This is a genomic window from Enterobacter cloacae complex sp. 2021EL-01169 (assembly GCF_020733125.1).
Taxonomy (GTDB): Bacteria; Pseudomonadota; Gammaproteobacteria; order Enterobacterales; family Enterobacteriaceae; genus Enterobacter; species Enterobacter roggenkampii.
Map to the genome: position 1 here is coordinate 467639 of NZ_JAJFTC010000002.1, position 25918 is coordinate 493556.

Consider the following 25918-nt stretch of genomic DNA (forward strand, 5'->3'; position numbering starts at 1 on the left):
TTAATGATAAAAGGAGAGCTAAGGCTCTCCTTTCTTTTTGAGTAACCTATTAAAAACGCTACACTAAAAACGATAACGAATCAGGAAAGATAACATGGCACACACACATTCCCACGCCGCCGGCGACGACAACGCTAAACGATTGCTGCTGGCCTTCGGCGTCACCGCAACCTTCATGATTATTGAGGTCATCGGCGGTCTGGTCTCCGGCTCTCTGGCGCTACTGGCTGACGCCGGGCATATGCTTACCGATGCAGCGGCGCTACTTTTCGCCCTTCTGGCCGTACAGTTTGCCCGTCGTCCCCCCAATACACGCCATACCTTCGGCTGGCTGAGGCTGACGACCCTTGCCGCCTTTGTTAACGCGATTGCCCTGGTGGTCATTACCATTCTTATCGTCTGGGAGGCCATTCAGCGGTTCAGACATCCTCAGCCGATTGCCGGGGCGACAATGATGGTGATTGCCGTGGCAGGGCTGGTGGCGAATATCCTGGCCTTCTGGATTTTGCACCGCGGCAGCGAGGAAAAGAACCTCAACGTGCGCGCGGCGGCTCTGCATGTGCTGGGGGATTTGCTCGGTTCAGTCGGGGCGATTGTCGCCGCGCTGGTGATCCTCTATACCGGCTGGACGCCTGTCGATCCGATTTTGTCCGTGCTGGTGTCGTGTCTGGTCTTGCGCAGCGCCTGGCGGCTGCTGAAGGAGAGCGTGAATGAACTGCTTGAAGGGGCTCCGGCATCCATGGACATCGACGAGCTGAAGCGCAACCTGCGCCGTACTGTTCCGGAAGTCCGCAATGTCCACCACGTGCACGTCTGGCTGGTGGGGGAGAAACCGGTCATGACGCTCCATGTCCAGGTGATCCCGCCTCACGACCACGATGCGCTGCTCGATCGCATCCAGCACTTCCTGGAACATCACTACGACATTAGCCATGCCACCGTTCAGATGGAGTATCAGCCCTGTAGCGGACCAGACTGCCACCTTAACGAGGCGCAGTCCGGTCATTCACATCATCATGACCACTAGCTGGAAAGCGCGCGAGAGCCTCGCTCACGCGCGCTGTTAATCCACATCCGGCTACCGTTCAGCGCGATGAAGGTCAGCAACAGATATTCCAGCGACATGGCATAGACGCCCTGCAGGGCGAAGATCGCTACGCTGATAACGTTGATGATGACCCACAGCAGCCAGTTCTCAACGTATTTACGGGTCATCAGAATCATCGCCGCAATCGACAGCACCATCATGCAGGAATCCCAGAACGGGAAAGCATCCGGCTGGAGTTCTGGCATCGTCACGTTCAGGCCGATGCCGGACATGACCGAAACGGCAATGCGGGTCAGGAACGCAAATACCGGATTGATGAAGACGGTCATTAAGCCAATGGCCACCACGCAGGCGACAAACCAGGCGATGGCTTTCGGCAAGGGCAGCCAGCGAATCTGCAGCTCTGCCTCCTGCTGGCTGTTCTGACGCGACCACGCATACCAGCCGTAAATATTGGCGGCGAAGAAGAACAGCTGCAAAAGCAGGCTGGCGTACAGCTGGATCTGGAAGAAAATAATCGCAAACAGCGTGACGTTAATCAGCCCGAACGCATAATTGCTGATCTTCTCAAGGCTTGCCAGCCAGATACACAATAATCCCGCCAGCGTACCAACGGCCTCAATCCATGACAGGTCATAGCCACCTGCACCAATCGGTATATGAACCAGAATGTTCTGTGTGCTAAAAAAATCCATCTTTTCCCCGGGGCGTAGTGAATTAAGTACGTAGTGTAGCCGCAAAATCCAGCATGCGGTTAAGCGGAATTAACGCGCCTTCACGCAGGCCAGCATCCACGTGGATTTCATGCGCCGCACCACCGGTTTCTAACCCTTCGGCAATCGCTTTCAGGCCGTTCATCGCCATCCACGGGCAATGCGCACAGCTGCGGCACGTTGCCCCCTCGCCTGCGGTAGGCGCTTCGAGAAGCTCTTTCTCCGGCACGGCCTGCTGCATCTTGTAGAAGATACCGCGATCGGTCGCCACGATAAGCTGCTTGTGAGGCAACGTTCTGGCCGCGTTAATAAGCTGGCTGGTTGAACCCACCGCATCCGCCATGCCGACAATCGACTGCGGAGATTCAGGGTGCACAAGAATGGCGGCGTCAGGATAAAGCGCCTTCATGCGCGCCAGCGCCTGCGTCTTGAACTCATCATGAACGATACAGGCGCCCTGCCAGCAGAGTACGTCAGCCCCCGTCTGCTTCTGAACATAGTTGCCGAGATGGCGATCAGGCGCCCAGATAATCTTCTCACCCAGGCTGTCCAGATGTTCAATCAGCTCAACGGCGATGCTTGACGTGACCACCCAGTCTGCCCGCGCTTTCACTGCTGCCGACGTGTTCGCGTAAACCACCACGGTCCGGTCAGGGTGGGCATCACAGAAGGCCGTGAATTCGTCAATCGGACAGCCGAGATCCAGGGAACACTCCGCGTTAAGCGTGGGCATCAGAATGGTTTTTTCCGGGCTCAGGATCTTTGCCGTTTCGCCCATAAAACGCACGCCGGCCACCAGCAGCGTGGAAGCGGGATGTCGTGCACCGAAGCGCGCCATCTCCAGTGAGTCAGAAATGCAGCCGCCGGTCTCTTCCGCCAGCTGCTGAATTTCCGGGTCGGTGTAGTAATGGGCCACCATCACCGCGTCGCGCTCTTTAAGAAGACGTTTAATCTTCTCGCGGTAGAACTGCTTTTCGTCCTGGCTCAGCGGGACAGGCTTAGGCGGAAACGGATAGATTGCGGCTTCAGGATCAAACATCACACTCATTATGGCTTCTCGTTTTACGGGCTTAACAATATTGCCTTTCATTTGCCTGACATAGCAAAACGCGTGGCAATTGTGTTTTGTATACTAAACAAGATAGCGAATCTGGCGTGAAAAGTCACCGGGAATAGATGGGCGGAGCATTTGTTGTACCGCAGATAGCAAAAAGGCGCCTTTAGGGCGCCTTTCTACACTGGTGGGTCGTGCAGGATTCGAACCTGCGACCAATTGATTAAAAGTCAACTGCTCTACCAACTGAGCTAACGACCCCTTGCGGGATTTTTTTCTTCGAAGTGGTGGGTCGTGCAGGATTCGAACCTGCGACCAATTGATTAAAAGTCAACTGCTCTACCAACTGAGCTAACGACCCATTCGGGTGCTGACTTCGAAGATTTTTACTCGGTACCACTTTAAAGTGGTGGGTCGTGCAGGATTCGAACCTGCGACCAATTGATTAAAAGTCAACTGCTCTACCAACTGAGCTAACGACCCGAGTGGTGGGTGATGACGGGCTCGAACCGCCGACCCCCTCCGTGTAAAGGAGATGCTCTACCAACTGAGCTAATCACCCACTCTGTACTGCCGGAACTGCGTTAAGTGGTGGGTCGTGCAGGATTCGAACCTGCGACCAATTGATTAAAAGTCAACTGCTCTACCAACTGAGCTAACGACCCACTTTTATGCTGCTTTCACGTTGTTTGATATCCCGTGGCAACGGCGGCATATATTACTGATTTAAGAATTCTGCGCAACAAAAATTTCGATGAAGATCACTTAACTGCTTAGTAATCATGCTGCACGACCAGAAATAACGCGATTTCTGGTCATGCTATAATCATCCCATCGAATTCAGACGTTTTTGCGCCTGCTTAGCACCTTCGGTACCCGGGAATTTTGCGACCACCTGCTGATAAACCGCTTTGGCTTTCGCCGTGTCGCCTTTGTCCTGCATGATCACGCCAACCTTATACATCGCATCTGGCGCTTTCGGCGATTTTGGGTAATTTTTCACCACTGAGGCAAAATAAAACGCCGCATCGTCCTTTTTACCCTTGTTGTAATTCAACTGACCGAGCCAGTAATTGGCATTTGGCTGATAAGTGGAATCAGGGTATTTCTTAACAAAGCTCTGAAACGCAGCAATCGCGTCATCCTGACGAGATTGATCCTGCACCAGGGCAATGGCCGCATTGTAGTCCGTATTCGCGTCACCGCTCTGTACAGGCGCGCCTGTTGAGGCAGACGTATCAGCAGATGGCGCTGGCGTAGACGTCGCCGCACCGCTCTGATCGCCTGCGGCTGGTTGCGCTGCTGCACCACCACCGCTGCTCAGGCTATCTATCTGCAACAAGATTTGCTTCTGACGTTCCACAACCTGATTAAGCTGATACTGGCTTTCCTGAATCTGACCGCGGAGAGAGTCAATATCATTCTGGTTATCGGAAAGTTGTTGCTGGAGTTGGGTTAAAAGCTGGCTGTGAGCGTTAGAAATACGCTCGAGTTGAGTGACCCGGTCTTCTACCGAGCCTGAGCCGACACTACTGATTGGTGCCTGAGCAAAAGCGGCCCAGGGGGCCGCTATTCCAACCAGTAACGACAGACTCAACAGATGATGTCTGAAGTTACTGCTCATGCAATTCTCTTAGTAAACCAGTACGGCACGACGGTTTTTGGAGTAAGCCGCTTCGTCGTGACCCAGTACTGCAGGTTTTTCTTTACCGTAAGAAACGATGGAGATCTGGTCAGCAGAAACGCCTTTACCCTGCAGGTACATTTTAACAGCGTTAGCACGACGTTCACCCAGGGAGATGTTGTACTCTGGGGTACCACGTTCGTCCGCGTGACCTTCTACGGTGACTTTGTAAGATGGGTTGCTACGCAGGAAGTTAGCGTGCGCATCCAGCATCGCAGCGAAGTCAGAACGGATGTCGTATTTATCCAGATCGAAGTAAACGATGTTGTTCTGCTGCAGCTGCTGCATCTGAAGACGCGCCTGCTCTTCAGAAGACATGTTGCCATTGCCGTTCGCGTCCATACCGGTGCCGGCACCCATCATGCCTTCGCCGCTCTGGTCATTGCTGGCGTTCTTGTTAGAAGAACACGCTGCGATTGCCATTACAGGCAGAGCGATCATCAGCCCCTTCAGCACTTTGTTCAGTTGCATTTCTATGATTCCTTTAGTAATCAATTAATTATTATTTACAGATACGGCGACCAGGCAGGTGATTTTACCTGTCCATCAGTTGCCGGAATACGCGCTTTGAAACGCCCATCTGTAGAAACCAGATTCAGCACAGATCCCATCCCCTGAGAAGAGCTGTAGATTACCATAGTGCCGTTAGGTGCCAGACTTGGCGTTTCATCCAGGAACGTTGACGACAGAACTTGCACGCCACCCGCTACCAGATCTTGTTTGGCAATGTGCTGCTGCCCGCCGTTGGAGCTGACCATTACCATAAATTTACCGTCGCTGCTCACGTCTGAGTTCTGGTTCTGAGAACCTTCCCAGGTAATACGCTGCGGAGCACCGCCGTTAATATTGACTTTGTAGATTTGTGGACGGCCGGCCTGGTCAGAGGTAAACGCCAGGTTTTGACTGTCCGGGAACCATGAAGGTTCGGTGTTGTTGCTGCGACCGTCGGTCACCTGACGGATCTGGCCAGAGCCAATGTCCATCACGTACAGGTTCAGGCTACCGGTTTTAGACAACGCAAACGCCAGTTTAGAGCCGTCTGGAGAGAACGAAGGCGCACCGTTGTGACGTGGGAAAGACGCCACCTGACGAACCGCACCGTTTGCCAGCGTCTGGATAACCAGCGCAGAACGGCCGCTTTCGAAGGTCACATACGCCAGCTTAGAACCGTCCGGAGACCAGGCTGGAGACATCAGTGGCTGCGAAGAGCGTTTCACCAGGAACTGGTTGTAGCCATCGTAATCAGATACGCGCAGCTCATACGGGAATTGACCACCGTTGGTCTGCACCACGTACGCGATACGGGTACGGAACGCACCTTTAATGCCGGTCAGTTTTTCAAATACCGCATCGCTGGCAGCGTGTGCCGCGTAGCGCAGGTACTGCTTAGTGACCTTGTAAGAGTTCTGGGCCAGAACGGTACCTGGTGCACCGCCGGTATCCACCAGCTGCCAGGCCACGTTGTAAGAACCGTCCGGATTAGGGGTAACCTGACCCACAACCACGGCATCAATACCCTGTGCAGACCATGCTGCAGGCTGAACTTCCTGCGCGCTACCCGGCTGCTGAGGCAGGCGAGAACGATCTAACGGGTTGAATTTACCGCTGTTACGCAGGTCAGCCGCCACGATGCCACCGGCATCTTCAGGTGCAGCGCCAGGACCGGCCCACTGGAACGGAACAACACCGATTGGGCGTGCCGAGTCCACCCCCTGGGTGATCTCGATACGTACTTCTGCGTGCAGTACTGCTGCCCACAGCATTAAAAAACTAAATGCTACACGTAATGCCTGCTTCATCATATCTCCCTTATCCGGGTAACCTTACCCACGATAATTTAGCAGAATGTTAACAAACTCAAATAGACAAAACTACCCGCACCCTGTGACTAAACCTGGTCTATTTTTCCCCGTTTGCACGGGGAAAATGTAACTTAAGGTTTGAAGTCCAGCGGCGCATTTTTGAAGACTTCGTAGACTGCCTGCGAAGGCGGTTTAGGCATCTTCGCCTGACGCGCTGCAGCCAGGGCCGCAGTACATAAAGCCGGGTCGCCACCTTCAGACTTAATATCCAGCAGCATGCCGTCCGGAGCCAGTTTTATACGCAACGTACACGTTTTACCGGTATAGGAAGACGCATCATAGAATCGGCTTTCAATAGCGGATTTAATCTGCGCGGCATAACCGTTGATTTCAGCCCCTGTCGCACCGTTACTCTTAGTGTTACCACTTCCGGTCGGCGCTGCGTTGTTTCCTTTCGCCCCACCGCCCGTTTTCGGCGCATTCTTACCGGAGCTCAAATCGCCCAGCAGATCGTCAACCCCTGCGGCAGCAGCGGCTTTTTCAGCGGCGGCAGCCTTTTTAGCAGCCGCTTTTTCAGCTGCAGCTTTCTTATCGGCAGCGGCCTTCTCAGCTGCAGCTTTTTTGTCAGCAGCGGCTTTTTCGGCAGCTGCGGCTTTTTCTGCCGCGGCTTTTTCTGCTGCTGCTTTCTCTGCAGCAGCCGCTTTCTTCGCGGCCTCGGCAGCAGCTTTCTTCTCTGCTTCCTGAGCGGCCTTCTTCGCGGCTTCCGCTTCTGCTTTCTTCTGAGCATCAGCTGCGGCTTTCTTCGCGGCTTCGGCTTCCGCTTTCTTCTGAGCATCAGCGGCCGCTTTCTTCGCCGCTTCGGCTTCCGCTTTCTTCTGGGCGTCAGCAGCCGCTTTCTTCGCCGCTTCTGCCGCTAATTTCGCCTGGGCATCAGCCTGTGCTTTCGCGTCCGCTGCGGCTTTTGCTACCGCCTCTTCCGCCTGCTTTTGCTGTTCCTGTGCTTTTTTCGCGGCCTCTTCGGCTTGTTTCTGCTGCTCTGCCTGCGCTTTCGCGGCTTCCTGCGCCTGCAAACGTTCTTTTTCAAGCTGCTTCAGACGTTCCTGCTCGGCAGCCTGCTTTTCACGCAGTTCTTCCGCTTGCTGTTGCGCCTGTTTTTCACGCTGCTCTTCAGCCCGTTTTGCACTCGCCTTCTGCTGCTGTTGGCGATTATAGTTCTGTACTACCGCACCGGGATCCACCATGACGGCGTCAATGGAAGATCCTCCACCGCCGCCGGCTGATGCATCAATATGCTCGTCGAACGAACTCCAGATCAGCGCTGCAAAGAGAATAACGTGCAGCACTGCGGAGACGATTATCGCTCGCTTAAGCTTGTCGTTCTGTTCGGTTGCCTTTGACACTATCGGTTCCCAAAAACTACGCGGATGATCAAATAGGTTGGGTCATTAAGCCAACTGACTTAACACCCGCACTATGTAGCAAGTTCAGCGCTTTAATAATTTCATCGTAGGGTACGTCTTTCGCGCCACCGATTAAGAAGACCGTTTTCGGATTTGACTCCAGGCGACGCTGCGCTTCGGCAATAACCTGCTCAGGTGGCAGCTGATCCATACGATCTTTTTCTACCACGACGCTGTATTGCCCTACGCCGGAAACCTCAATGATAACCGGAGGATCGTCATTGGTGCTCACAGCCTGTGATTCTGTCGCATCCGGCAGATCCACTTCCACGCTCTGGGTAATGATTGGCGCTGTTGCCATGAAGATCAGCAGCAGTACCAGCAGGACGTCCAGCAGCGGAACGATATTGATTTCGGACTTGAGCTCGCGACGACCTCGTCCACGCGATCTGGCCATGGTTTACCCCTTGTTGCTCTCGGTGCTGGTAAACGCCTGACGGTGCAGAATCGCAGTGAACTCTTCCATAAAGTTGTCGTAGTTCAGTTCCAGTTTGTTCACGCGCTGGTTCAGACGGTTGTAAGCCATAACCGCAGGAATTGCCGCAAACAGACCGATAGCGGTCGCAATCAGTGCTTCAGCGATACCCGGTGCAACCATCTGCAACGTGGCCTGCTTCACCGCGCCCAGCGCGATAAAGGCGTGCATGATCCCCCACACGGTACCAAACAGGCCGATATACGGGCTGATGGAACCGACAGTACCGAGGAACGGAATATGCGTTTCAAGGTTTTCCAGCTCGCGGTTCATCGAAATGCGCATCGCGCGCGAGGCACCTTCCACCACCGCTTCAGGCGCATGATTGTTTGCACGATGCAGACGGGCGAACTCTTTGAAGCCGCTATAGAAAATTTGCTCGGAGCCGGTCAGGTTTTCACGACGTCCCTGGCTCTCCTGGTACAGACGAGAAAGCTCAATGCCCGACCAGAACTTATCTTCAAACGCTTCAGCCTCACGGCCAGCGGCATTGAGGATACGCGTTCTCTGGATGATGATGGCCCAGGATGCGATTGAAAAACCAATCAAAATCAACATGATAAGTTTAACCAGAAGGCTTGCCTTCAGGAACAAATCAAGGATATTCATGTCAGTCACTACTTAAACTCCGCGACAATAGACTTAGGAAGCGCACGAGGCTTCATTATGGTTGGATCAACACAAACAATCAGCACTTCAGCTGAGTTCAGTACGGTATTCTCTGCGTTGACTATCCGCTGCGTGAAAACCAGTGAGGTCCCGCGCATTGATGTAATTTCAGTTTGGACTTCGAGCATATCGTCGAGTCTGGCAGGCGCAAAATACTCAAGCGTCATCTTGCGTACCACGAAGGCAACTCGCTCAGCCAACAGCATCTGTTGACTAAAGTGATGATGGCGCAGCATCTCTGTGCGTGCCCGTTCATAAAAAGCAACGTAGCTGGCGTGGTAAACCACACCACCGGCATCGGTATCTTCGTAATAGACACGAACCGGCCATCGAAACAGCGTTGTATTCACTTTACATCCCAGTAATGCAACAAAAGTTAGAGCTTTTAAACTTCGCTACTATACGCGCGGGAAAGATGGTTTGGAATGGGGGAAAGTAAACGGAGAGTAAATTTTTATGGGCTCGGGTAAGCCCATAACGTTAACGGACATTTCTTATTCAGAAGAAGAAGAAAATCAAACCGGCGAGTAGCACCAGATCGGCGATTAGCGGGCAAAAAATTCCCTGCCAGTGAACGGCTTTCGGACGAAAGCCCACGCCGTGGATCACACCTGCGCACACCGCCCACATAATGAGGAAGCCGTGCCAGATTTCAAGCTCGCTGGTTTTCGCTGCAAAGCGCGAAGGGTCCCAGAAGATACAGCCTGCCAGCAGTAATGCCATCACTAAAGAAAGCGCCCGTAACGGGCGCTTATCCATTACCGCGTAAAGTTTCGCGATAATATTCATCAGTGTTTTTCTTCACCCGCTTTGGTCGCTTCTACGTGCTCAAGCGCCAGGGCAGTGATGACACCAAATGCACAGGCAAGAAGCGTCCCTAAAATCCATGCGAAATACCACATATTCAGCTCCTTACTTAATACATAGAGTGGGTGTTGCTTTCGATATGTTCTTTCGTGATGCGGCCGAACATTTTCCAGTAACACCAGATGGTGTAGGCCAGAACAATCGGAACGAACACGCAAGCAACATACGTCATCAGGTTCAGCGTCATATGGCTGGACGTTGCATCCCACATGGTCAGGCTAGCATTCAGCATGGTGCTGGATGGCATGACGAATGGGAACATCGCAATACCCGCCGTCAGGATGATGCATGCCAGAGTCAGTGAAGAGAACACGAACGCCAGCGCGCCTTTTTCCAGACGAGACGTCAACATGGTCAGCAGCGGCAGCAGCACGCCCAGCGCCGGGATCGCCCACAGCACAGGGGTATTGTTGAAGTTCACCAGCCATGCTCCCGCCTGACGCGCCACTTCTTTGGTCAGCGGGTTAGACGGTGCGGTGTGGTTAATGGCAGACGTCACCACGTAGCCATCAATGCCGTACACCACCCACACACCGGCCAGCGCGAAGCAGACCAGCGTAACCAGCGCAGCAACCTGAGCCGTCGCGCGGGAGCGCAGATGCAGCTCGCCTACGGTACGCATCTGCAGGTAGGTTGCGCCCTGAGTGATGATCATCGCCACGCTGACGACACCGGCCAGCAGACCAAACGGATTCAGCAGCTGGAAGAAGTTACCGGTATAGTAAAGACGCATGTATTCGTCCAGGTGGAACGGTACGCCCTGCAGCAGGTTACCGAACGCCACGCCGATCACCAGCGGTGGAACGAAGCTACCGATGAAGATGCCCCAGTCCCACATGTTGCGCCAGCGGGTATCTTCAATCTTCGAACGGTAGTCGAAACCGACCGGACGGAAGAATAAAGAGGCCAGCACCAGAATCATCGCCACATAGAAACCGGAGAACGCAGCCGCGTAGACCATCGGCCAGGCAGCGAACAGCGCGCCGCCTGCGGTGATCAGCCACACCTGGTTACCGTCCCAGTGCGGGGCGATGGAATTGATCATGATTCGACGCTCGGTGTCATTACGACCGAGGAAACGGGTGAGCATCCCCACCCCCATGTCGAAACCATCCGTGACGGCGAAACCGATCAGCAGAACGCCAACCAGCAGCCACCAGATAAAACGCAATACTTCATAATCGATCATTTGATGACTCCTGTCTTAGCGTGCCGGCTGAGTAGTCGCAGTGGACTGCTCGTAGTGATAGCGACCGGTTTTCAGGCTGCTTGGGCCAAGGCGCGCGAACTTGAACATCAGGAACAGTTCAGCCACCAGGAACAGGGTGTACAGACCACAAATCAGCAGCATGGAGAAGATCAGGTCGCCTGCGGTCAGGGACGAGTTCGCTACCGCCGTTGGCAGCACCTCACCGATCGCCCATGGCTGACGGCCATATTCCGCCACAAACCAGCCGGACTCAATCGCGATCCACGGCAGTGGAATACCGTACAGCGCGGTGCGCAGCAGCCATTTTTTCTCGCCGATGCGGTTGCGAATCACGGACCAGAAGGACGCCGCAATGATCAGCAGCATGATGATGCCGCAGCCCACCATGATACGGAATGCGAAGTACAGTGGCGCAACGCGTGGAATTGAGTCTTTGGTTGCCATCTGGATCTGCGCTTCCGTCGCATCAGAAACGTTCGGGGTATAACGCTTCAGCAGCAGACCGTAACCCAGATCTTTCTTCACGTCGTTAAACTGATCGCGAACGGCCTGGTCGGTAGAACCGGCACGCAGCTGTTCCAGCAGCGAGTAGGCTTTCATACCGTTACGGATACGCTCTTCGTGCTGCACCATCAGCTCTTTCAGACCCGTCACCTGCTTATCAACAGAACGGGTGGCGATGATACCCAGCGCGTAAGGGATTTGAATAGCGAAGCGGTTTTCCTGCGCGTCCTGATCGGGAATACCGAACAGCGTAAAGGCAGCAGGTGCCGGCTGGGTTTCCCATTCGGCTTCGATAGCGGCCAGTTTGGTTTTCTGCACGTCACCCATTTCGTAACCGGATTCATCACCCAGAACAATAACGGAGAGAATCGCAGCCATACCGAAGCTTGCAGCGATAGCAAAGGAGCGCTTGGCGAACGCGAAGTCACGACCGCGCAGCATGTAGTAAGAACTGATACCCAGTACAAACATCGCGCCGCACACATAGCCAGAGGCGACGGTGTGAACGAATTTAACCTGAGCAACCGGGTTCAGGACCAGCTCGGCAAAGCTGACCATCTCCATACGCATGGTTTCGAAGTTGAAATCAGACGCGATAGGGTTCTGCATCCAGCCGTTCGCGACCAGGATCCACAGCGCGGACAGGTTCGAACCTAATGCCACCAGCCAGGTCACCGCCATATGCTGGACTTTACCCAGACGGTCCCAACCGAAGAAGAACAGACCTACAAAGGTGGATTCAAGGAAGAATGCCATCAGACCTTCAATGGCCAGCGGCGCACCGAAGATATCCCCTACATAGTGGGAATAGTAAGACCAGTTAGTCCCGAACTGGAACTCCATGGTCAGACCGGTTGCCACGCCCAGTGCGAAGTTGATACCAAACAACTTGCCCCAGAACTTGGTCATATCTTTATAAATCTGTTTGCCGGAGAGAACGTATACCGTTTCCATGATGGCCAGCAGGAACGCCATACCGAGCGTCAGTGGCACAAACAGGAAGTGGTACATCGCGGTCAAGGCAAACTGTAAGCGCGACAGTTCGACTATATCTAACATCATGACTCCTTGCTCATCGCATGAAGACTCCGAGAGTGAACCCCGTCAGAAAGAGATCCACACGCATGCCCCAATACAAATTATTCGCATCCTTGTCGTCGTTATTACCCTGAAGGAGGATAAAAACGATGACGTGAGGTTACAAATACGTTAATAAAAAACTCAAATTGATACCGCAAATATAATACGCTGCAAAACCCTTACAATAAACAGGTTTTTATTGAATCACATTTACGTTTTTCGACGGTGATCAATTTATAGCAAAATTACCACTTTTCGGCCATTTTGATCGGGAACAATTTAGCGCTTTTCAGCACCTTTTTCCAAGGATTAAACTTTGATTTAAATCAAAAACAAACCTTGATGTTAACTATGTTTAATCGTGGTGAGAATGGTAAAAACCATGTTAATGATATGTGCATGTAAAGATGTGATTGGTTATCGAAGACGAAAAAAAATATAAACAGTAGTGATTTTAATTAACGCGAAACAAAAGCCTCATTTCGATGCGCAGCAAACAATAAAGCATAGTCGGGCCGGGTTATTTTTCCACGGCATTTATGCAACCCTTCGCAATTACATTTATTTTACTTTTGTCACCCCATAACTTAACACCGCGGGGTGACTATTTAATGAAAAAGGCCGCAAACAGTGCAGCCTTTTAATGATATCAGCGATTCTCAGGCAAGAAGAAGGCTAAAGGTTCGCGACTGTCCCGGTCTGAACGCCCCGACAATCCCTTCGTCTTCACCGTGGTCCATCAGCCGTTCATTCATGTCCGTTTCGCAGCACCGCTTCACCGCCGGATTGACGGATAGCGTCACGTCACATGCGCTGGACTGTGAAGGGTTGAACAGACGAAGAATGAGCTCATCACGATCTTCCGCTTTTTTGATCGCACTGAGTACGCATCCCGTTGGCGAAAGCGCTAACAGGCTGTAACTTTCCGGCGTGGTCAACGACGCGCGATTCAGCTTCATTGCATCCCAGGGGATCTTGTTATAACACTGCACCGGCGTTAACCACGATTGAGCCTGCTGCGCGACACCCGCGTTTTCCGGCGTGCCGCTGAAGCTGAAGAGGCTAAAGCGACAGCTTAGCGGACCACGCACCTGAGCGTCCGGGACCGGCATTTTGATACCGGATGGTCTGCCGGGGCGCAGGAGCAGATCTTCTTTGCCGAGTACCCCCACGCCGCGCAGCAAGGTCAGAGCAAATGCTTTTTGTTCATCGCCCACGACTTCAAATTCACGCAGCCCCTCGGTAAATAGCGCAAGCCCGTTTCGTTTTTCCTGCAGGACGGCGTAGTTGAGTAAATTCCAGACGGGAACCGGCGCTTCTTTCCACCCCTCCTCCTGCCAGTTTTGCATCGCCGCGTCCTGCACCGGACGAGAGATCGTGCCAAACTGCGTATCCGCTAACACCTCCCGGGTCGCAAACGGCGTTGGGATGAGCACGCGAACGCGGTGGTCGTCGGCCTGATTATCCAGGCGCACCGCCACGTCAATGCGTCTGCTGTTGCGGCTTAGCGTAATTTCAAATTCAGCGTCGAGGTAGCCGTTTCGCTGGCGCGCCGCGCGTTCCGCCAGGTTCGCCGGAACGGCGATTCGATGGCGGATAACTGCCCTGCTCTGCCAGCCTTCATGCGTAACCTCAAATTCATGCTCGCCCTGCGCGGAAGTGAGTCTCCACTCTTCCCGCGAAGGCGAGTAGTCGTACTCATCGCCATCATCCGAGCTCTCTTCGATTTCCAGCACGCGGTCATAAATAAGCCCGGTTTCTTTGTCGCGCAGGCGCAGCGAACCGTCGTCATTTACGTCAATCTGCCAGAAGGCGTTTTCAAGTAAGGAGGCGGTATTTTCCCCCGGAGAGAGCGCCTTCCCGGCCACGTTAGGTTCGATAAACAGCGTACGGTAGCCCATCGACGGCAATATCTGGCTGAGCTGAATATCAAACTCCATAAACGGTTCGTAATTGCCGTAGTGAACAATTTGTCGGTCAATGAGGCCCGGGTCGAGCTCGCGCGCGCTGCGGATGAAATACGGGATCTCGTTGCCTTTGTCATCCCGCAGACGGAACTGGCTGGCGCGCAGTCGAATCGTGGTGTTCATCACCTCCTCACGCGGCCAGGGCATCAGGTTAAACATCACCAGCTTATCGGCATCGCTTTGCGGCATGTTGTCGACAATCTTGCGCATATAGAAACGCGCCAGGTTGTCTGCCATGTCCTCAGCCAGCTCGAAGCGGGAGACAATCTCGCGATGCACCTTGTCGCTGCAGCAGCAGCCGATGCTGTCGTGAGCGTGGTTTTTGAGGATCTCTTTCCACATCTTCTCCAGCAGGCCGTGGTGGTAGTTGAAGCCCAGCGTCCAGGCAAGCGTCGCCAGCGGCTCAAGGATATTGACAATTTTGTTCTCAATACGCGCATGGGCGATTTTGATATCCATGCGCGTGGAGCCGATGGTCCGGTGCACGCGCATGTATTTCCCGTCGATAAACTCGCCTTTTAAGGTCGCCAGATCGTCGCGGTGCGCGTCGATGCGATCAAAGACCTCCTCAAACCGGCTCATCACAAATAGACGCTGCGGATAGATTTCACGCAGCTTCTCCATCACCGCGAAAATGTTCTGCTGCAGCGGCATCTGGTCGTGGCCGTTGGGCAGCAAAATCGCTTTGGTGACGGACGCCTTTTCCAGAACCTCGAAATAGCTGTCGAGCCGTTTTCGCAGCCCCGCTTCGTCCTCCGGTAAGTACTTACCAATCGCGTAGCCCAGCGGCAGCACCTGTGCCGTCACTTCACTGCCGTCCTGGCTCTGCCAGAGAAATTCGGTTTTATCGGTCCCGTGGCGTTCAGAACAACCGCGCCAGAACATCGTGCGGGTAATGCCAAACCCGTTATAGATATGCGGAAGCTGGCCGGACATGCCAAACGAATCCGGCAGATAGCCGATCTTCATCGGCTCGCCGAAGGCCATACAATCCCGGATGCCGTACATCAGGTTGCGGACAATCGACTCGCCGCTCACGATCGTGGTATCGGTCTGGGTATACCAGGGGCCGATAATCAGCTTTCCACGCTCGACAAGCGCCTTCACGCGAGAGCGGTTTTCGGGCACAACGGCAAAATAATCCTCCAGAACAGCCGTCTGTCCATCGAGAACATAGTATTTGTACTCATCATCCTGCTCCAGCCGGGTCAGGATCTCTTCCATATTATTGACCAGAAGAATACGCGACTCTTCGGTGGTGAAGTACCACTCACGGTCCCAGTGCATATGCGGCGTGATATGAACGCGAGATACAGCTTTCATCTTCGTTTCCTGTTTGTGCGTTTTTACGATAAGGCGTCTTCAGTGACGTAGTTGCCCTTTTTTACCGCCTGGCGTCGCCAGAGCAGCAGAACCAGGGTGGAGATAGCGGTACCCACCAGCGCCGCGCCAAACCAGCCCGCCGCAGCAACCACACCGCCCAACCCGGCATCGTGAAGTAAAAAGAGAGAGAAAATCCCGGCCCCCGGCGTAGACAACCCGATCCCCATCGCACCGACAGCCGCGCCTGTCACCATGGATCCGAGTACAAATGAGCCAATGACGCGAAGCGGATCTTCAATCGCCATCGGAATCGCCCCTTCGGTAATGCCCGCGAGGCCGAGCAGCCAGGTCGATTTACCGGTTTCAATTTCAAACGACTTAAACAGCTTCGGTGCCAGCATCGTTGACGCCGTGACGGTGAAGGCTGAGACCATTTTGACGGAGGCAAAGATGGCATAGGGACCGTATACCCCGTTCGCCATCGCCCCCAGGCAAAACGCGTAAGAGGCTTTGTTGACCGGGCCGCCCAAATCGAATGAGCACATAAACCCGAGGATTGCCCCCAGAAGCAGCGCATTCGCGCCGGAGAGACCGTTAAGCCAGACGGTGAGCGTGTTATTGAGCCAGGCCACCGGTTCGCCAATCACAAACAGCATCAGGCTGCCCGCGCCCAGCACGCCAATCACCGGATAGAGATAAAAAGTCAGAAAGCCGTTGTAGCGGCTACTGAGCCGGATGTGGTTTTTCACCCAGCGCATCAGATAGCCCGCGATCAGCCCACCGACGATAGCGCCGAGAAAACCGGAGCCGATCATGTTGGCAGCCAGACCGGCCGCAAAGCCCGGCGTCAGCGCGGTTTTATCCGCCAGCGAGTAGGCGGTGTAGGCCGACAGGACAGGCACCATCAAAATGCCGAGCATGCCGCCGCCAAGCTTGCGGTACATCCACAGCCACGAGTTTTCCTGGTCAAACAGGTGCTGCAGGCCCAGGATTTGCGCCAGCAGCACCGATACGGCCAGCACCGTACCGCCGGCGACGATCAGCGGCACCGCAAAAGAGATGCCGCTGAGAAGCGCCTGCTTGAGTTCAGTTTTAACGCGCTTTTTCGTTTCGGTATCGACCTGCGCATGGCGCGCATCGGTAGAAGGCTTTAGCGCCAGCGCGCGCTCAATCAACGCTTCAGCATGACGCAGGGGTTCCGCAACGGGAACGGAAATGGCGGGGATCCCCTGAAAGCGCTCGCTCTCTTTGATCGCCACTTCAGCGGCAAAAATACACGCTTTCGCCTCCAGCAACTGCTGGGCAGTAATTCGCCCTTCGATGCCGTTCGCCCCCTGCTTTTCGACCACCACGTTGACGCCGAGCTTACGTCCCGCTTTCTCCAGGTACTCTGCGGCCATATAGGTATGCGCGATCCCGGCCGGACAGGCGGTGACACAGACGACGGTTGGTGCATTCACCGGCGTATCAGCCTCGTCTTCCTTCGAGACACCGTTCAGCGCATCAAGCAGATCCTCCGCCGTCGCTGCAGCCATAACGCGTTCCCGGAGGACATCATCGGCCAGGCGAGACGTCAGCGCCGTCAGCACCTGGATATGCGTGGATCCCGCTTCAGCTGGCGGGATGGCAAGCAGGACGATCAGCTCTACGCGTTCAGGGCCGTCCACCCCCTCCCACTCCAGCGGTTCGCGCAGCGTAGCAACCGCAAAAGCCGCTTCGTTCACCGCGTTCGATTTACCATGCGGGACAGCCAGCCCTTCACCCAGGGCGGTTGGCCCCTGAGATTCGCGGCGGTAGACCTCCGCCAGAAATACATCGCCATCGGTAATTTTGCCCAGCGCCACCAGCCGCATTGTAAGCTGGCGAATGGCCTCATCACGGCTGGCATAGTGTGCCTGCACGCAGACAGCACTGGTGTGGGTCAGAGTCGTCAGGTTCATAAGATCCTCACACATACGTTGTTATTGTCTGGCGGCAATTGTGGCAGGTCATACAATACATTTATGTGATCATTTTCACTAACAACGCAAATTTGTATTTAAGTTGTATTATTTACAAATTTTAAGCGGGAGGCATAATTCCATGAAAAGGTACTAGAAAGGCAGATTCGATGGGTAACAAACCGATGTACCGGCAAATAGCCGATGCGCTTCGCGTAAAAATCAGTGCGGGAGAGTTAAAGCCTGGCGATGCGTTACCGACGGAATCCAGCCTTCAGGAGGCATTCAACGTGAGTCGCGTCACGGTGAGACAGGCGCTGAAGCTGCTTACGGAAGAGCAGATCGTCGAGAGCATTCAGGGCAGCGGCACCTACGTAAAAGAAGAGCGCGTCAATTACGACATTTACCAGCTCACCGGGTTTTACGAAAAACTGGCGGACCGGAACGTGGATACCCACAGTGAGGTGAGCATTTTCGAAGTGCTGAAAGCCGATGCAAAACTTGCCGAAAAGCTGAATCTCTCTCATGACGATAAAGTCTGGCACGTTAAACGCGTCCGCTTTATCAAACAAAAACCGGTAAATCTGGAAGAAACGTGGATGCCGCTGGCCATGTTCCCCGACCTCACCTGGGAAGTGATGGAGAATTCGAAATACCACTACGTTGAGCAGATCAAAAAGCTGGTTATCGATCGCAGCGAGCAGGAGCTGGTGCCGATCATGCCGTCAGAGGAGGCGATCGCCGCGCTGTCGCTCGATCCGGCAAAGCCGATCCTGGAAAAAGTCTCCCGCGGGTTTCTGAAGGACGGGCGGGTATTTGAATACAGCCGCAACGTGTTCAATACCGATGATTACAAGTTCACGCTAGTCGCCAGACGCAGGCAATAAAAAAGGCCGCTTTACAGCGGCCAACCATGTCGAAACGGACATTTTTATACTGCAACGCACCCCTTTCGGGGAGCAGAGAGGACTTACTTAATGATGGATTTCAGTGCTTCGCCGATATCCGCCAGGCTGCGAACGGTCTTCACGCCTGCGGCTTCCAGCGCTGCGAATTTCTCATCAGCCGTACCTTTACCACCGGCGATGATCGCGCCTGCGTGACCCATACGCTTGCCTTTCGGCGCGGTCACACCCGCGATGTAACCCACAACTGGCTTGGTCACGTGTTCTTTGATGTAAGCAGCCGCTTCTTCTTCCGCGCTACCACCGATCTCACCGATCATTACGATCGCTTCGGTCTGTGGATCTTCCTGGAACAGCTTCAGGATGTCGATGAAGTTAGAGCCCGGGATCGGGTCACCGCCGATGCCCACGCAGGTGGACTGGCCGAAACCGTAGTCGGTGGTCTGCTTAACCGCTTCATAGGTCAGGGTACCGGAACGGGACACGATGCCCACTTTACCCGGCTTGTGAATGTGGCCCGGCATGATGCCGATTTTGCATTCGCCCGGGGTGATCACGCCTGGGCAGTTCGGGCCGATCATACGCACGCCAGCTTCATCCAGCTTCACCTTCACGGTCAGCATATCCAGCGTTGGGATACCTTCGGTGATGGTGATGATCAGTTTGATGCCTGCGTCGATCGCTTCCAGAATAGAGTCTTTGCAGAACGGCGCCGGAACGTAGATCACGGTTGCGGTTGCGCCCGTCGCTTCTACGGCTTCACGCACGGTGTTGAACACCGGCAGGCCCAGATGCGTGGTGCCGCCTTTACCTGGCGTTACGCCGCCAACCATCTGCGTGCCGTAGGCAATCGCCTGTTCGGAGTGGAAAGTCCCCTGGCTACCGGTGAAGCCCTGGCAGATAACCTTGGTATCTTTATTAATTAAAACTGACATTATTTCCCCTCCACTGCGGCAACAACCTGCTGAGCTGCATCCGTCAGACTTTTCGCTGCAATAATATTCAGGCCGCTGTCAGCCAGTTTTTTCGCGCCGAGTTCAGCGTTGTTACCTTCCAGACGCACAACCACCGGAACGTTAACACCCACTTCTTCTACCGCACCGATGATACCGTCGGCGATCAGGTCGCAACGGACGATGCCGCCGAAGATGTTAACCAGAACGGCCTTCACGTTGTCGTCGGAGAGAATGATTTTGAACGCTTCGGTTACGCGCTCTTTGGTTGCGCCACCGCCCACGTCGAGGAAGTTCGCTGGCTCGCCGCCGTGCAGCTTAACGATGTCCATGGTGCCCATCGCCAGGCCCGCACCGTTAACCATGCAGCCGATGTTACCGTCCAGCGCCACGTAGTTCAGCTCCCACTGAGCAGCCTGTGCTTCACGCGGGTCTTCCTGAGACTGGTCGCGCATTTCGCGCAGATCCGGCTGGCGGAACAGCGCGTTGCCGTCAGCGCCCAGCTTGCCGTCGAGGCAGATCAGATCGCCCTGGGTCGTGATCACCAGCGGGTTGATCTCGATCAGCGCCAGATCGCGCTCCAGGAAAATGGTCGCCAGGCCCATGAAAATCTTGGTGAACTGCTGAACCAGCTTGCCTTCCAGACCCAGTTTGAACGCCAGCTCGCGACCCTGGTAAGGCATTGGGCCTGCCAGCGGATCGATAGCCACTTTGTGGATCAGGTGCGGGGTCTCTTCCGCCACTTTTTCGATTTCCACGCCGCCTTCGGTAGATGCCATGAACACCACGCGACGGGAGCTACGGTCAACCACCGCGCCCAGGTACAGCTCTTTCGCGATGTCGGTTGCCGCTTCAACCAGGATCTGGTTAACCGGCTGGCCGTTCGCATCTGTCTGGTAGGTTACCAGACGCTTGCCGAGCCAATGTTCAGCAAACGCACGAATTTCTTCTTTGCTCTTAACAACCTTCACACCGCCCGCTTTACCACGGCCACCAGCGTGAACCTGACACTTAACTACCCACGGGCCGGAACCGATTTTAGATGCGGCTTCTTCTGCTTCACGCGGGGTAGTACAGGCATAACCCACCGGAGCCGGTAAGCCATACCGGGCAAACAGCTGTTTGGCCTGATATTCATGTAAGTTCATGTGTTCTATCCATCCTTCAGGGTAATCGTTATCTTCAAACCCGTAGACCGGCACAGCGTGTGCCGGTCTACGGGGCAGGTGATGCTAAATCGTGACTAGACGTCCAGCAGCAGACGCGTTGGATCTTCGAGCAGCTCTTTAATGGCTACCAGGAAGCCCACGGACTCGCGGCCGTCGATCAGGCGGTGGTCGTAAGAGAGCGCCAGGTACATCATCGGCAGGATCTCAACTTTACCGTCTACCGCCATGGGACGATCTTTGATGGCATGCATACCCAGGATCGCGCTCTGCGGCGGGTTAATGATCGGGGTAGACATCAGCGAGCCGAAGACGCCGCCGTTGGTAATGGTGAAGTTACCGCCGGTCAGGTCGTCTACGGTCAGCTTGCCGTCGCGGCCTTTCACCGCCAGCTCTTTGATGTTTTTCTCGATGTCGGCCATACCCAGGGTATCCACATCACGCAGAACCGGGGTCACCAGGCCACGTGGGGTCGAAACCGCCATGCTGACGTCGAAGTAGTTGTGGTAAACCACGTCATCGCCATCAATGGACGCGTTCACTTCCGGGTAGCGTTTCAGCGCTTCAACCACCGCCTTCACGTAGAAGGACATAAAGCCCAGACGGATACCATGACGTTTTTCGAACGCGTCACCGTACTGCTTACGCAGGTCCATGATTGGCTTCATGTTCACTTCGTTGAAGGTAGTCAGCATCGCGGTAGAGTTTTTCGCTTCCAGCAGACGCTCGGCCACGCGCTTGCGCAGGCGGGTCATTGGCACGCGTTTTTCGCTGCGTGCGCCCAGAGCAGGCTGTGCTGCCGGTGCTGCCGCAGGGGCTTTCGCTTCGGCCTGAGCAGGCGCTTTCGCCAGATGCTTGTCGATGTCTTCGCGGGTCAGACGACCGCCTACACCGGTACCTTTGATGGCTGCCGGGTCAAGGCTGTGTTCCGCCAGCAGGCGACGGATCGCCGGGCTGAGCGCGTCGTTGGTCTGTTCTTCCAGAGACGCCTGCTGGCGCTGCGCTGGCGTAGAGGCTTTCTCTTCAGATTTCGCGCTGGACTCTTTGCCCGCGCTGTTGCCTTCACGCAGGCGACCCAGGATCTGACGAGAGGTGACGGTGGTGCCTTCGTCTTCCAGCACCGCGTCCAGAACGCCATCCGCCGAAGCCGGTACTTCCAGTACCACTTTGTCAGTTTCGATTTCTACCAGCACTTCATCGCGCTTAACGGCATCGCCTGGTTTTTTGTGCCAGGTAGCGACGGTCGCATCTGCTACAGATTCAGGCAGGTCGGGAACAAGAATATCTACGCTACTCATTATGTATCCTTTAATTAATCGACGTTCAGCGCGTCATTGACCAGATCTTGTTGCTGCTTCTGGTGAACGGACATATACCCTACCGCCGGAGAGGCGGAGGCCGGGCGACCTGCATAGCGCAGGGCTGACCCAAATGGAATCACTTCACGGAAATGATGCTGGCTGCAGTACCATGCGCCCTGGTTGAGCGGCTCTTCCTGGCACCAGACAAAATCATGAACGTGAGCGTACGGTTTCAGCGCTTCCTGCACCGCCTGGTGCGGGAACGGATAAAGCTGTTCGATACGCACGATGGCGACATCTTTCTGATCGTTCTTACGGCGCTGTTCCAGCAGGTCGTAATAAACCTTACCAGAACACATCACCACACGCTTCACGGCCTGTGGATCCAGCTCGTCAATTTCACCGATGGCCGGCAGGAAGGTACCATTTGCCAGCTCTTCCAGGCTGGACACCGCCAGCGGGTGACGCAGCAGGGATTTCGGCGACATGACCACCAGCGGACGACGCATACCGCGCAGCGCCTGACGACGCAGCATGTGGTAAACCTGAGCAGGGGTCGACGGCACGCAAACCTGCATGTTCTGCTCGGCGCAGAGCTGCAGATAACGTTCCAGACGCGCGGAGGAGTGCTCCGGACCCTGGCCTTCATAGCCGTGCGGCAGCAGCATCACCAGGCCACACATACGGCCCCATTTCTGTTCGCCGGAGGAGATGAACTGGTCGATCACCACCTGCGCACCGTTGGCGAAGTCGCCGAATTGCGCTTCCCAGATGGTCAGGGTGCGCGGTTCTGCCGTGGCGTAACCGTATTCGAAAGCCAGTACCGCTTCTTCAGACAGTACGGAGTCCCAGACCTTGAACTGGCCCTGACCGTTGTGCACGTGCTGCAGCGGGGTGTAGGTTGAACCGTTAGACTGGTTGTGAACCACCGCGTGACGGTGGAAGAAGGTGCCACGGCCCGCATCTTCACCGGACAGACGAACAGGAATGCCTTCGTCAACCAGCGTCGCGTAAGCCAGCGTTTCCGCGCCGCCCCAGTCGAACAGCTTCTCGCCTGCCGCCATGGCCTGACGGTCAGCATAAATTTTCGCCACGCGAGACTGCATCTCGATAGCGTCCGGCACGGTGCTGATGCGTTTAGCCAGCTCCTGCAGGCGCTTCATCTCCACCTTGTTCGGGTAGCTCTCATCCCACTCGTGGTTGAGGTACGGCGACCAGGTAAAGGAGTGCATGTTCATCGGGCGCAGCTCTTTCACTACGCATTCACCCGCGTCCAGTGCGTCGCGGTAGAGGTTGACCATTTCGGTCGCATCTTCCAGCGTCGCCACTTTGTCGCTTTCCAGCTTGTCAGCATAGATTTTGCGCGGGGTCGGGTGTTTTTTGATTTTCTGGTACATCAGCGGCTGGGTTGCACTTGGCTCATCCGCTTCGTTGTGGCCGTGACGGCGGTAGCAGAAGAGGTCAATGAACACATCGCGTTTGAAGGTATTACGGAAGTCCAGCGCCAGGCGGGTCACGAAAGCCACGGCTTCCGGGTCATCCGCGTTAACGTGGAAGATCGGCGCCTGAACCATCTTACCGATGTCGGTGCAGTACGGGGTAGAACGTGCGTCCAGCGGGTTAGAGGTGGTGAAGCCCACCTGGTTGTTGATCACGATGCGAACGGTACCGCCCACTTCGTAACCACGCGCTTTGGACATGTTCAGGGTTTCCTGCACCACGCCCTGCCCTGTCACCGCCGCATCACCATGGATGGTGATTGGCAGAACTTTGTTGCTGCTCGGCTCGTCCAGACGATCCAGACGCGCGCGCACGGAACCGATAACCACCGGGCTGACGATCTCGAGGTGCGACGGGTTAAACGCCAGCGCCAGGTGAACCAGACCGCCTTCGGTTTCGATATCAGACGAGAAGCCCATGTGGTACTTCACGTCGCCGGTGCCGAGGTGTTCTTTATGTTTGCCCGCGAATTCGTCGAACAGGTCCTGCGGTTTTTTACCCAGCACGTTGACCAGTACGTTCAGACGACCACGGTGTGCCATGCCCAGCACCACTTCACGGGTGCCGCTCTTGCCTGCGTGACGAATCAGCTCTTTCAGCATCGGCACCAGGGCGTCGCCGCCTTCCAGCGAGAAGCGTTTTGCGCCCGGGAACTTCGCGCCCAGATAGCGCTCAAGGCCTTCCGCTGCGGTCAGTTCGCTGAGGAAGCGTTTTTTCTCGTCAGCCGAGAAGGTCGCGTGGCCCGCTACGGATTCGATACGCTGCTGGATCCAGCGCTTCTCTTCGGTAGAGGTAATGTGCATGTATTCCGCGCCGATGGAGCCGCAGTAGGTTTGCTTGAGCGCGTCAATCAGATCGCCCAGCTTCATCGTGTCTTTGCCGATGGCAAAGGAACCTACGTTAAAGCTTTCCTGGAAATCGGCCTCGGTCAGATCGTGATACGCCGGATCGAGATCGGCCACACGGTCTTGTTTCCACAGTCCCAGCGGATCGAGATTCGCATGCTGGTGACCACGGAAGCGATAAGCGTTGATAAGCTGCAGGACTTTAACCTGCTTCGCATTGGTGTCAGGGTCGGAAATCGCAGAAGAGTAACGTGAGGCATCCTTCGCCAGACGACGGAAATAATCACGTGTTTTGGAATGGAATTGATCCGGTTTGACCCCTGTACCAGGCAACTGCTGGAACATGGAACGCCAGTTTGCGTCCACTGAGTCAGGATCGGTTAAGAAGTCTTCATAGAGCTGTTCTATCCAGCTCTGGTTGGCACCAGAGAGGTAAGAAGAGTCCAGCCAGGCTTTCATTGCGCCGTTCTGCATCGTGATCCCTTAAGCATTTTTATGCTTACTTTCGCCGTAGAAACTACCACGCACACCACGTGTACGTGCCGGGGTTCACCTGCGAGCTCTTTTCATTTGGCCCGCGAAGGAACCTTTAGAAACTGTCTGGACTTCAGGGTAGTACAGGGCAGTTTTTAAAGGTTTCTGCATTTTGCCCGGTGGCGCTACGCTTGCCGGGCCTACAGTTTCGTAGGCCGGATAAGCGCAGCGCCATCCGGCAACGTCACTTACGCACTGCGCTGCAGCAGCATCGACTTAATATGGCCGATGGCGCGCGTCGGGTTCAGCCCCTTCGGACACACACTGACGCAGTTCATGATGCTATGGCAGCGGAATACGCTGAAAGCGTCACTCAGTCCTTCCAGACGGCTGTCGGTTTCGGTGTCGCGGCTATCGATCAGGAAGCGATAGGCAGCCAGCAGACCGGCCGGGCCGATAAACTTGTCCGGGTTCCACCAGAACGACGGGCAGGACGTAGAACAGCATGCGCAGAGAATACACTCGTACAGACCATCGAGTTTTTCACGCTGCTCAGGAGACTGTAAGTGCTCACGAGCCGGTGGATTTTGCCCATTATTCAATAAGTAAGGCTTAATCTTCTCATATTGTGCATAGAATTGCCCCATGTCTACCACCAAATCACGCACGACCGGCAGGCCTGGCAGAGGACGGATAACAATTTTCTGACCAGGACGCTGCAACGCTGAAATTGGCGTGATGCAGGCCAGGCCATTTTTGCCGTTCATGTTCACACCGTCAGAGCCACACACCCCTTCACGGCAGGAGCGGCGGAACGACAGGGTTGGATCTTTTTCTTTCAGCTGGATTAAGGCATCCAGCAGCATCATGTCGCGACCTTCTTCCGCTTCAAGCGTGTAATCCTGCATGCGCGGAGCGTCGTCAACATCCGGGTTATAACGATAAACTGAGAATTCGAGTTTCATTATCCTGTCTCCG

General features: G+C 54.9%; 22 protein-coding genes and 5 tRNA genes. 2 read left to right on the top strand and 25 right to left on the bottom strand.

The features are described from left to right. Window positions 1–94: 94 nt before the first annotated feature. Complete coding sequence (gene zitB / locus LLF79_RS08610; RefSeq protein ID WP_008501107.1) at window positions 95–1027, top strand: CDF family zinc transporter ZitB; 933 nt, start codon at window positions 95–97, stop codon at window positions 1025–1027. Here the strand turns inward: zitB and pnuC are convergent. From pnuC to mngA, 20 genes are all read right to left on the bottom strand, one after another. Beyond that, a complete protein-coding gene (gene pnuC, locus LLF79_RS08615) occupies window positions 1024–1743 on the bottom strand; it encodes a nicotinamide riboside transporter PnuC (RefSeq protein WP_023293003.1) in 720 nt (239 codons plus the stop codon). The two genes, zitB and pnuC, sit on opposite strands and share 4 nt — an antisense overlap. A gap of 22 nt (window positions 1744–1765) precedes the next feature. After that, on the bottom strand, window positions 1766–2809 hold the full coding sequence (gene nadA, locus LLF79_RS08620) for a quinolinate synthase NadA (protein WP_032656266.1): 1044 nt from the start codon (window positions 2807–2809) through the stop codon (window positions 1766–1768). 191 nt (window positions 2810–3000) lie between these two features. Beyond that, window positions 3001–3076, bottom strand: a tRNA-Lys gene (locus LLF79_RS08625). 24 nt (window positions 3077–3100) lie between these two features. Then, window positions 3101–3176 (bottom strand) — tRNA-Lys (locus tag LLF79_RS08630). A gap of 46 nt (window positions 3177–3222) precedes the next feature. Then, a tRNA-Lys gene (locus LLF79_RS08635) sits at window positions 3223–3298 on the bottom strand. Window positions 3299–3301: 3 nt separating this feature from the next. After that, window positions 3302–3377, bottom strand: a tRNA-Val gene (locus LLF79_RS08640). Between the two features lie 27 nt (window positions 3378–3404). Beyond that, window positions 3405–3480, bottom strand: a tRNA-Lys gene (locus LLF79_RS08645). A gap of 161 nt (window positions 3481–3641) precedes the next feature. Beyond that, complete coding sequence (cpoB, locus tag LLF79_RS08650) at window positions 3642–4439, bottom strand: cell division protein CpoB (RefSeq protein WP_021241013.1); 798 nt, start codon at window positions 4437–4439, stop codon at window positions 3642–3644. A 9-nt stretch (window positions 4440–4448) separates the two neighbouring features. After that, window positions 4449–4970, bottom strand: a complete 522-nt coding sequence (pal, locus tag LLF79_RS08655; protein WP_003858578.1) for a peptidoglycan-associated lipoprotein Pal — start codon at window positions 4968–4970, stop codon at window positions 4449–4451. A 35-nt stretch (window positions 4971–5005) separates the two neighbouring features. Continuing rightward, window positions 5006–6298, bottom strand: a complete 1293-nt coding sequence (gene tolB, locus LLF79_RS08660) for a Tol-Pal system beta propeller repeat protein TolB (RefSeq protein ID WP_227879535.1) — start codon at window positions 6296–6298, stop codon at window positions 5006–5008. 134 nt (window positions 6299–6432) lie between these two features. Continuing rightward, on the bottom strand, window positions 6433–7701 hold the full coding sequence (gene tolA, locus LLF79_RS08665) for a cell envelope integrity protein TolA (RefSeq protein WP_227879384.1): 1269 nt from the start codon (window positions 7699–7701) through the stop codon (window positions 6433–6435). Window positions 7702–7729: 28 nt separating this feature from the next. Next, complete coding sequence (gene tolR / locus LLF79_RS08670) at window positions 7730–8158, bottom strand: colicin uptake protein TolR (RefSeq protein ID WP_003858589.1); 429 nt, start codon at window positions 8156–8158, stop codon at window positions 7730–7732. A gap of 3 nt (window positions 8159–8161) precedes the next feature. Continuing rightward, window positions 8162–8854, bottom strand: coding sequence for a Tol-Pal system protein TolQ (tolQ, locus tag LLF79_RS08675; RefSeq protein WP_008501101.1), 693 nt, complete (start codon window positions 8852–8854; stop codon window positions 8162–8164). Then, window positions 8854–9255 carry a tol-pal system-associated acyl-CoA thioesterase gene (ybgC, locus tag LLF79_RS08680; protein ID WP_227879385.1) on the bottom strand — a complete coding sequence of 134 codons (402 nt, stop codon included), beginning with the start codon at window positions 9253–9255 and terminating at the stop codon, window positions 8854–8856. Before ybgC ends, tolQ begins: the two co-directional genes overlap by 1 nt. 148 nt (window positions 9256–9403) lie before the next feature. After that, window positions 9404–9694: a cyd operon protein YbgE gene (gene ybgE, locus LLF79_RS08685; protein WP_008501100.1), complete on the bottom strand. Its 291-nt coding sequence runs from the start codon at window positions 9692–9694 to the stop codon at window positions 9404–9406. Beyond that, window positions 9694–9807 (bottom strand): cytochrome bd-I oxidase subunit CydX, encoded by a 114-nt coding sequence (cydX, locus tag LLF79_RS08690; RefSeq protein WP_003858598.1) that lies wholly within the window; start codon window positions 9805–9807, stop codon window positions 9694–9696. The genes ybgE and cydX overlap by 1 nt, the downstream gene beginning before the upstream one ends. A 14-nt stretch (window positions 9808–9821) precedes the next feature. Further along, the gene (cydB, locus tag LLF79_RS08695) at window positions 9822–10961 is read right to left on the bottom strand and encodes a cytochrome d ubiquinol oxidase subunit II (RefSeq protein WP_023293006.1); all 1140 of its coding nucleotides are present in this window, start codon (window positions 10959–10961) and stop codon (window positions 9822–9824) included. Between the two features lie 15 nt (window positions 10962–10976). Continuing rightward, window positions 10977–12545, bottom strand: a complete 1569-nt coding sequence (cydA, locus tag LLF79_RS08700) for a cytochrome ubiquinol oxidase subunit I (protein WP_008501098.1) — start codon at window positions 12543–12545, stop codon at window positions 10977–10979. A gap of 680 nt (window positions 12546–13225) precedes the next feature. Then, on the bottom strand, window positions 13226–15856 hold the full coding sequence (gene mngB, locus LLF79_RS08705; RefSeq protein ID WP_227879386.1) for a mannosylglycerate hydrolase: 2631 nt from the start codon (window positions 15854–15856) through the stop codon (window positions 13226–13228). A 23-nt stretch (window positions 15857–15879) separates the two neighbouring features. Then, entirely contained in the window at window positions 15880–17796 is a 1917-nt protein-coding gene (gene mngA, locus LLF79_RS08710) for a PTS 2-O-a-mannosyl-D-glycerate transporter subunit IIABC (RefSeq protein WP_227879387.1), read from the bottom strand. Between the two features lie 170 nt (window positions 17797–17966). On the opposite strand from mngA, the gene LLF79_RS08715 reads away from it, so the two are divergent. Continuing rightward, on the top strand, window positions 17967–18683 hold the full coding sequence (locus tag LLF79_RS08715; protein WP_227879388.1) for a GntR family transcriptional regulator: 717 nt from the start codon (window positions 17967–17969) through the stop codon (window positions 18681–18683). 83 nt (window positions 18684–18766) lie between these two features. Here LLF79_RS08715 and sucD read toward each other — a convergent pair whose 3' ends face one another. From sucD to sdhB, 5 genes are all read right to left on the bottom strand, one after another. Further along, window positions 18767–19636 carry a succinate--CoA ligase subunit alpha gene (sucD, locus tag LLF79_RS08720; RefSeq protein ID WP_008501094.1) on the bottom strand — a complete coding sequence of 290 codons (870 nt, stop codon included), beginning with the start codon at window positions 19634–19636 and terminating at the stop codon, window positions 18767–18769. Further along, window positions 19636–20802 carry an ADP-forming succinate--CoA ligase subunit beta gene (sucC, locus tag LLF79_RS08725; protein WP_006809579.1) on the bottom strand — a complete coding sequence of 389 codons (1167 nt, stop codon included), beginning with the start codon at window positions 20800–20802 and terminating at the stop codon, window positions 19636–19638. Before sucC ends, sucD begins: the two co-directional genes overlap by 1 nt. 95 nt (window positions 20803–20897) lie before the next feature. Continuing rightward, window positions 20898–22118 carry a 2-oxoglutarate dehydrogenase complex dihydrolipoyllysine-residue succinyltransferase gene (odhB, locus tag LLF79_RS08730; RefSeq protein WP_025912846.1) on the bottom strand — a complete coding sequence of 407 codons (1221 nt, stop codon included), beginning with the start codon at window positions 22116–22118 and terminating at the stop codon, window positions 20898–20900. Between the two features lie 14 nt (window positions 22119–22132). Next, the gene (sucA, locus tag LLF79_RS08735) at window positions 22133–24940 is read right to left on the bottom strand and encodes a 2-oxoglutarate dehydrogenase E1 component (RefSeq protein WP_008501092.1); all 2808 of its coding nucleotides are present in this window, start codon (window positions 24938–24940) and stop codon (window positions 22133–22135) included. Between the two features lie 248 nt (window positions 24941–25188). Beyond that, the gene (gene sdhB, locus LLF79_RS08740; RefSeq protein WP_008501090.1) at window positions 25189–25905 is read right to left on the bottom strand and encodes a succinate dehydrogenase iron-sulfur subunit SdhB; all 717 of its coding nucleotides are present in this window, start codon (window positions 25903–25905) and stop codon (window positions 25189–25191) included. Between the last annotated feature and the right edge of the window lie 13 nt (window positions 25906–25918).

Excerpts from the sequence above, each read along its gene's own strand:
- cydX (WP_003858598.1), bottom strand. The coding sequence starts at position 9,807 with ATGTGGTATTTCGCATGGATTTTAGGGACGCTTCTTGCCTGTGCATTT.
- ybgE (WP_008501100.1), bottom strand. The coding sequence starts at position 9,694 with ATGAATATTATCGCGAAACTTTACGCGGTAATGGATAAGCGCCCGTTA.
- sdhB (WP_008501090.1), bottom strand. The coding sequence starts at position 25,905 with ATGAAACTCGAATTCTCAGTTTATCGTTATAACCCGGATGTTGACGAC.
- mngB (WP_227879386.1), bottom strand. The coding sequence starts at position 15,856 with ATGAAAGCTGTATCTCGCGTTCATATCACGCCGCATATGCACTGGGAC.
- sucD (WP_008501094.1), bottom strand. The coding sequence starts at position 19,636 with ATGTCAGTTTTAATTAATAAAGATACCAAGGTTATCTGCCAGGGCTTC.
- odhB (WP_025912846.1), bottom strand. The coding sequence starts at position 22,118 with ATGAGTAGCGTAGATATTCTTGTTCCCGACCTGCCTGAATCTGTAGCA.
- tolB (WP_227879535.1), bottom strand. The coding sequence starts at position 6,298 with ATGAAGCAGGCATTACGTGTAGCATTTAGTTTTTTAATGCTGTGGGCA.
- cydA (WP_008501098.1), bottom strand. The coding sequence starts at position 12,545 with ATGTTAGATATAGTCGAACTGTCGCGCTTACAGTTTGCCTTGACCGCG.
- cydB (WP_023293006.1), bottom strand. The coding sequence starts at position 10,961 with ATGATCGATTATGAAGTATTGCGTTTTATCTGGTGGCTGCTGGTTGGC.
- sucC (WP_006809579.1), bottom strand. The coding sequence starts at position 20,802 with ATGAACTTACATGAATATCAGGCCAAACAGCTGTTTGCCCGGTATGGC.
- mngA (WP_227879387.1), bottom strand. The coding sequence starts at position 17,796 with ATGAACCTGACGACTCTGACCCACACCAGTGCTGTCTGCGTGCAGGCA.
- pnuC (WP_023293003.1), bottom strand. The coding sequence starts at position 1,743 with ATGGATTTTTTTAGCACACAGAACATTCTGGTTCATATACCGATTGGT.
- cpoB (WP_021241013.1), bottom strand. The coding sequence starts at position 4,439 with ATGAGCAGTAACTTCAGACATCATCTGTTGAGTCTGTCGTTACTGGTT.
- tolR (WP_003858589.1), bottom strand. The coding sequence starts at position 8,158 with ATGGCCAGATCGCGTGGACGAGGTCGTCGCGAGCTCAAGTCCGAAATC.
- sucA (WP_008501092.1), bottom strand. The coding sequence starts at position 24,940 with ATGCAGAACGGCGCAATGAAAGCCTGGCTGGACTCTTCTTACCTCTCT.
- LLF79_RS08715 (WP_227879388.1), top strand. The coding sequence starts at position 17,967 with ATGGGTAACAAACCGATGTACCGGCAAATAGCCGATGCGCTTCGCGTA.
- zitB (WP_008501107.1), top strand. The coding sequence starts at position 95 with ATGGCACACACACATTCCCACGCCGCCGGCGACGACAACGCTAAACGA.
- pal (WP_003858578.1), bottom strand. The coding sequence starts at position 4,970 with ATGCAACTGAACAAAGTGCTGAAGGGGCTGATGATCGCTCTGCCTGTA.
- nadA (WP_032656266.1), bottom strand. The coding sequence starts at position 2,809 with ATGAGTGTGATGTTTGATCCTGAAGCCGCAATCTATCCGTTTCCGCCT.